General features: G+C 51.4%; 6 protein-coding genes. 4 read left to right on the top strand and 2 right to left on the bottom strand.

The genetic code is table 11. From position 1 onward, the window contains the following. The 3 genes from AC3DKE_RS08715 to AC3DKE_RS08705 all read left to right on the top strand — a co-directional run. Positions 1 to 227, top strand: a 227-nt coding sequence (locus AC3DKE_RS08715) for a DUF4113 domain-containing protein (RefSeq protein ID WP_487990469.1), incomplete at its 5' end; no start/stop codon positions are given. A gap of 106 nt (positions 228 to 333) precedes the next feature. Continuing rightward, positions 334 to 1,278, top strand: coding sequence for an MBL fold metallo-hydrolase (locus AC3DKE_RS08710; protein ID WP_487990468.1), 945 nt, complete (start codon positions 334 to 336; stop codon positions 1,276 to 1,278). Between the two features lie 49 nt (positions 1,279 to 1,327). Then, complete coding sequence (locus tag AC3DKE_RS08705) at positions 1,328 to 3,586, top strand: ATP-dependent DNA helicase (RefSeq protein ID WP_487990467.1); 2,259 nt, start codon at positions 1,328 to 1,330, stop codon at positions 3,584 to 3,586. Between the two features lie 8 nt (positions 3,587 to 3,594). Here the strand turns inward: AC3DKE_RS08705 and AC3DKE_RS08700 are convergent, their stop codons facing one another. Both AC3DKE_RS08700 and AC3DKE_RS08695 read right to left on the bottom strand, forming a co-directional pair. Beyond that, positions 3,595 to 4,752, bottom strand: a complete 1,158-nt coding sequence (locus tag AC3DKE_RS08700) for an iron-containing alcohol dehydrogenase (RefSeq protein ID WP_379068798.1) — start codon at positions 4,750 to 4,752, stop codon at positions 3,595 to 3,597. Positions 4,753 to 4,788: 36 nt separating this feature from the next. Next, complete coding sequence (locus AC3DKE_RS08695; protein WP_487990466.1) at positions 4,789 to 5,487, bottom strand: type 1 glutamine amidotransferase domain-containing protein; 699 nt, start codon at positions 5,485 to 5,487, stop codon at positions 4,789 to 4,791. 141 nt (positions 5,488 to 5,628) lie between these two features. Between AC3DKE_RS08695 and AC3DKE_RS08690 the strand changes: the two genes are divergently transcribed. Beyond that, positions 5,629 to 6,558: a LysR family transcriptional regulator gene (locus AC3DKE_RS08690; protein ID WP_487990465.1), complete on the top strand. Its 930-nt coding sequence runs from the start codon at positions 5,629 to 5,631 to the stop codon at positions 6,556 to 6,558. Positions 6,559 to 6,572 lie beyond the last annotated feature (14 nt).

The following is a 6,572-nucleotide window of genomic DNA, read 5'->3' as shown; positions in this document are numbered from 1 at the left end:
GCGAGATTGGCCAGGCAGATGGCCAGCAAACTGATCTTTTTGCCACGGTCGATGATCCTAAGCGGCTGCGGCTGATGGGTCTAATGGATAGCATTAATAAGCATCAGGGCGCAGGCACACTGCACGTCGCTAGCACGCAATTGAGTGATGCTTGGCATATGCGGGCCAATAATCGCTCACCGCGCTACACCACGTGCTGGAATGAGTTTCCAGTGGCGTATGCTTAGGCGCATATAGATTAAGTGGCTGATCTCAACCATGGAGCTGAGCCATCAGCTTTAAGCTCATTCAGTTAAACTTACCAGAACTCCGATTTTCAACAGGAAACCAATCATGAAACATACGTTTATGGCGATAGCACTGGCGGCGTTGACTGCCAGCACACAGGCGTTTGCCGCCGCAGAGCCACTGAAAGCGCAAGCCCCCGGCTTCTACCGCATGATGCTTGGGCAAACTGAAGTCACAGTGCTAAATGATGGCACCGTCGACTTACCCGTCGATCAGCTATTGCAGCAAGATGCCGCGAAAACGATTGCCGCACTCCAGAAGGTGCATCAGACCGCACCGCTAGAAACCTCGGTAAATGCTTACCTAATAAACACCGGCAAAAAGCTTGTGCTAATTGACGCCGGCGCCGGCAGCTTGTTTGGCCCAACACTAGGCAATGTCAGTAAAAATCTAGCGCTAGCCGGCTACACGCCCGAGCAAGTTGACGAAATTTATATCAGCCATATGCATGCCGACCATGTCGGCGGCCTAAGCAAAGACGGCAAAATGGTCTACCCCAATGCCACCGTGCGAGCCGATGCTACAGAGGCTGCGTATTGGCTTAGCGAGGCTGAAATGGCGAAAGCGCCAGACGATAAAAAAGGCTTTTTTAAGAATGCGATGGCATCACTAAAGCCCTACCAAACGGCGAATCGCTTAAAGACTTTTTCTGGCAAAACCGAGTTAGCAGCGGGCATTGCCGCCGAGCCGAGCGCAGGCCATTCGCCAGGTCATATCAGCTATATGGTGCAAAGCGATGATCAGCGCTTATTGGTGCTCGGCGACATCATTCACGTTGCCGCCGTACAGTTTGATCGACCTGAAGTGACTATCGCTTTTGACTCAGATGCGACTGCGGCTAAAAAGCAGCGTTTGGCGTTATTTAAGCAGGCGACGGAAACTGGCCTACTCGTTGGCGCAACGCATTTGCAATTTCCATCGTTGGGCTACATAAACGCCAACGGTAAAGGCTACCGCTGGGTGCCATTGAACTATCAGCGCATCAAGTAACTCAGCGCATCTGCCCTAGCGGGCCGTTAATGGCTTGCTGGGAGGCAGCATGAATTATCGCGTTGCCGTGCGCTCATTGTGCGAATTTACGGCTAAGACCGGCGATCTAGACCTGCGCTTTACGCCCGCGCCTAGCCCTGAAGAAGGCATGCATGGTCATCGTGTTGTGCAGCATCGACGCCCCAATTATTACGAAGCTGAGATAGACCTTAAAGCGCATTATCCGGGCTTAGAAGTTATTGGCCGCGCCGATGGCTACGACCCAGAACTCAACCGCTTAGAAGAGATCAAAACCCACCGCAGTGATATTGAGCGCATCCCTGACAATCATCGTGCGCTTCATCGCGCACAAGCCTTGATTTACGGCCACATGCTCTGCAGCCAGCGCGGCCTTAAATCATTAGAAGTCGCCGTGGTTTACTACCACGTGATCACCGCGGAAGAGACTACAGAGCCGGAGACGTTTAGCGCGGCGGACTTAGCTTTGTTTTTCAATATGCATTGCGAGCGCTTTTTAGCGTGGGCAGAACAGGAAACCGCGCATCGTGAAGCGCGTAATCAGTCGCTCGATGTACTTGAGTTTCCACATGCCACTTACCGCGATGGCCAGCGCGACTTGGCCAAGGCCGTTTATCGTGCGGTGAAACATGAGCACGCTTTACTGGCACAGGCCACCACCGGCATCGGCAAAACGCTGGCTACTATTTTTCCTCAGCTGAAGGCGATGCCGGCATCGAACATCGATAGGCTATTTTTTCTCACCGCGAAAACACCCGGCCGGCAATTAGCCCTCGGCGCATTTCACACGCTGCGCGAACATCACCCATTGCTGCGCATTCGTGTTTTAGAGTTAGTTGCGCGCGAAAAAGCCTGCATTTATCCAGATCGCGCCTGTCATGGCGAGTCTTGCCCCTTGGCTGAAGGTTTTTATGATCGTTTGCCAGATGCGCGCGCCGAAGCCGTTAAGGCCGCGTGGCTAGACCAAAAGCGAGTTAGCGAGATTGCCCAGGCTAATTCGATTTGCCCCTACTACTTGAGCCAAGCCATCGCGCCTTGGGCCGATGTTTGCGTCGGTGACTACAACTATTATTTCGACATGAGTGCCATGCTCTACGCGCTCACGGTGCTCAACGAATGGCGCATTACGCTACTGGTCGATGAGGCGCATAACCTGATCGAACGCGGGCGCGGCATGTACACGGTATCGCTGAGCCAACACGCGCTGATTAGCGCCTTTGATGCCAGTCCATCTGCACTCAAACGCAGACTCACCGATCTTAATGCGGTTTGGCATCGGCGCTTTCGCGACTTCACTAATGGCTATACAGCACTTGCCGATGTGCCTGATGAGCTGATCAAAGCCCTGCAAGTTGTGGTCAGCCACATCACCGATTGGCTTAGTGACAACCGCCAAATGGCGCCTGAGATTTTACGTTTCTACTTCGATGCGCTGCTGTTTCTTCGGCTCGCTGAGCAGTACGGCGATCACGCGCTATGTGACATCATCATTGATGATCCAAAAGACCCGAGCACGCTCAACACAGTGAGCATTCGCAATATTTTGCCAGCACATTATTTGCGCCCACGATTTGCTACTGCCATCAGCTCTACCTTGTTTTCGGCGACGCTGAGCCCGACTGATTTTTATCGCGATATGTTGGGTATGCCTGACTCCACTAAAGCGATCGATGTCGACTCGCCGTTTTCGTCAGCGCAGCTGCGCGTTCGCATTGCGACGAATATATCCACACGCTATCAAAATCGAGCGCAAAGCTTACCGGCTGTCTGTGAGCTAATAGCCAAGCAATGCGCTGAGCAGCCTGGCAACTATTTGGCCTTTTTTAGCAGCTACGACTATCTGGCCGCCGCCGAGCAGCATCTCGCTAAATGCTACCCCGAGCTGTGTTTACGACCACAACAGCGTGATATGAATGAGGCGAATCGGCAGGCTTTTGTCGACAGCTTTGGCAATGATAGTGAGCAGCTGGGGCTAGTCGTATTAGGCGGCGCTTTTGGTGAGGGCATCGACTTGCCGGGCAAGCGTTTAATTGGCGCGTTTGTCACCACGCTGGGCATGCCCTCGCCTACCGATATTAATAAGATTATCGAAACGCGAATGGAGACGCAGTTTGGCAGCGGCTTCGATTACACCTACCGCTTCCCTGGCCTGCAAAAAGTGGTTCAGGCCGCTGGCCGCGTTATTCGCGACACCAGCGATACCGGCGTTGTCTATCTACTCGATGACCGTTACGCCAGACCTGAAAACCTCAATTTGCTACCTTCGTGGTGGCAAATTGAGGGGGTTTAGCTAAATCATCACAGCGCAGCGATTAAAATCTCGCGGCTTATCTCGGGCGTGATGGCCTTCTGCTCACCGAGTTTGACCATGCCATGCTGAGTAAGTTTAGCGATCAAACCATCAATCGCGGCCTCGCCTAAGTCCACATGCGATAGGCGTGTTGGTACTTGCATGGCAGTGAAAAATTGCTCAGTTAGCTCAATGGCGCGTTGAATGCGCGACTCTTCGTCGCCATCAGTCAGGCCCCATATCCGCTCTGCGTACTGCAGCAGTTTCTCGCGCTTCGCTTCCTTACGAACTTTCATCACGGCAGGCAATACGATCGATAGCGTGCGAGCATGATCAATGCCATAAGCACCGGTTAGCTCGTGCGCAATCATGTGCGTAGACCAGTCTTGCGGTACGCCTGAGCCAATTAAGCCATTTAAAGCCATGGTTGCCGCCCACATAATATTGCCGCGAATAGCCAGGTCATTTTTAGTCTCGACAGCTAATGCTTTCGGGCCTTCTTCAATAAGCGTAAGCAGCAAGCCCTCGGCGAAACGGTCTTGCACTTTGCCGTTCACGCTATACGTGAGGTATTGCTCCATAGTGTGAATAAAGGCATCAACCACACCGTTGCTGATTTGACGATCAGACAAAGACAGCGTTACTGCAGGGTCTAGCACGGCAAATAACGGCCTCACCAATGGGCTGCTAAAAGGCAGCTTATTGCCGTCACGGGTGACCACCGCGCCAATATTCGACTCCGAGCCGGTGGCAGGCAGCGTTAAGACACAGGCAAGCGGTAATGCCTTTGTGATGGGCTGCCCTTTAGCGACAAAATCCCAAGGATCATCGCCCTCAAACACGGCTGCAGCGGCGATAAACTTAGTGCCGTCAACGACAGAGCCGCCGCCAACCGCTAGCAGGAAATCAATACCATGCTCGCGAATCGGGTCTAGCGCTTTCATTAAGGTTTCGTAGCTTGGGTTGGGCTCAATCCCGGAAAACTCAAACCAGGTGTGCTCGCTCAATGCGGCAGTAATTTGATCATAGACACCATTGGTTTTAATTGAGCCGCCACCGTAGGTAACTAGAACCTTAGCGTCTTTCGGAATGGCTTGGCTTATCGCCTGAATTTGACCTTCGCCAAACAGTATTTTCGTGGTGTTTTGAAAACTAAAATTCAACATGTTTATTTCCTTATCTATTCAATGAAGCTGGCTAGCTTAGGAGGCTAGTGCAGCAAGTAATTTTTCTGCCGCAAGTTCAGAGCTTGCAGGATTTTGGCCAGTAATCAGTAAGCCATCTTGAACAGCAAATGCTTGCCAATCGCCTACTTTTTGGTAGTCACCACCGCGCTTAATTAGCTCGCTCTCTAGTAGAAATGGCACTACATCTGTTAATTGCACAGCATCCTCTTCGCTGTTACTAAAGCCAGTTACCGCTTTACCTTTAACGACGTAGTCGCCAGCAGCATCTTTAATGTTCAAAAAGGCTGCGGTTGCATGGCATACCGCAGCAACGGGTTTATTGGCTAACAGGAAAGACTCAATTAAAGCGATGGAGTCGCTACTGTCGGTTAAATCCCACAATGGACCATGTCCACCGGGATAAAACACTGCGTCATAATCTGCTGCATTAACATCGGCCAGCTTTACCGTTTTTGCCAACAAGGCCTGCCCTTCTACATCATCATCAAAGCGGCGGGTTGCCGACGTTTGAGCATCTACTGATTCACTTTTGGGATCGATAGGCGGCTGACCGCCTGCTGGTGACGCGAGTGTGATGTGAACGCCTGCATCAACAAACGTGTAGTAAGGGGCAGCAAACTCCTCAACCCAAAACCCAGTTTTCTCCCCGCTATTACCCAGATCGGCATGAGAGGTAAGGACCATCAATACCTTTTTAGCATTTGCGTTAGTCATGATTTATGTACTCCTATACATCGTGAATGGGTGGCTTACTGTTTCAGCCTCTAACCTTGGCATGCAGTGTATTGGCGCACGGCGAATCGAACAATACGGATAGAATTGACTACATTAGATGAATAATTGATACAATAAGCCATGAACTTATCCTTTGAACAACTTAAAAGCATGGTGGTTTTTGCTCAAGTAATTGAGCAGGGCAACCTGAGTGCGGCGGCTAAACACATCGGGATATCTCGTGCTTCAGTCAGTTATCACCTCAAAAAACTGGAGTCACAGCTAGGTGTAAAGCTACTCAATCGCTCAACGCGCGCTATTGCCTTAACGGAAACTGGCATGGCGTATTACCAGTCCTGCCGCATCATTGCGGAGCAAGCCACTACGGCAAATCTGCAAATTGAAAACCTTAAAAATGAGCCCGAAGGTTCATTAAAAATCACCTGCCCCGTCAATGTCGGCTTACAAATAGTGGTGCCTGCGCTGAATGGCTTTCGCCGGCTTTATCCTAAAATTGACTTAGATGTCATGCTCACCGATGAAGTGGTGAATATCATGCAGGAAGGCATAGACCTTGCTATTCGTGGTGCGCCGTTGGCCGACTCCGGGCTGCAAGCTACCAAGCTGTCGACATTGCCGACCTGCCTTTGTGGAGCACCGGACTACCTCGCAAAACGCGGTCGCCCCACCACACCCGCAGAGCTAGAGCAGCATGACTGGGTTATTTATAAACTGACTGCTGGCGCTATTAAGCTACGTAAAGGTAGCCGCTCGTATAGTGTGGCCGTGAAAGGCAGTATAAGCACCAATAACGCTGCTGCTCGTACAGCCTTTATTGAAGGCGGGCATGGCCTAGGAAGAGTTCCACTCTACGATGCCTGGCCTAAGATTCAGGCCGGATCGTTGGAGCGAGTGATGGACGATTATCAACTCAATGATATCGAGGTCTATGGCGTATTTCCGCCTGGCAGCGCTGGCTCAAAAAAGCTGAGGGTGCTAATCGATTTCCTCAAAGACTACTTCAGCAAGTTTGATCGCCAAGCACTGATAACCTCTGCTGTAGACGCCTAGCAATGCCTTCTATC

This window comes from Paraperlucidibaca sp. (assembly GCF_982810325.1).
Note: the sequence above shows the minus strand (reverse complement) of the source record. Positions and strands in the feature narration are given on the sequence as shown.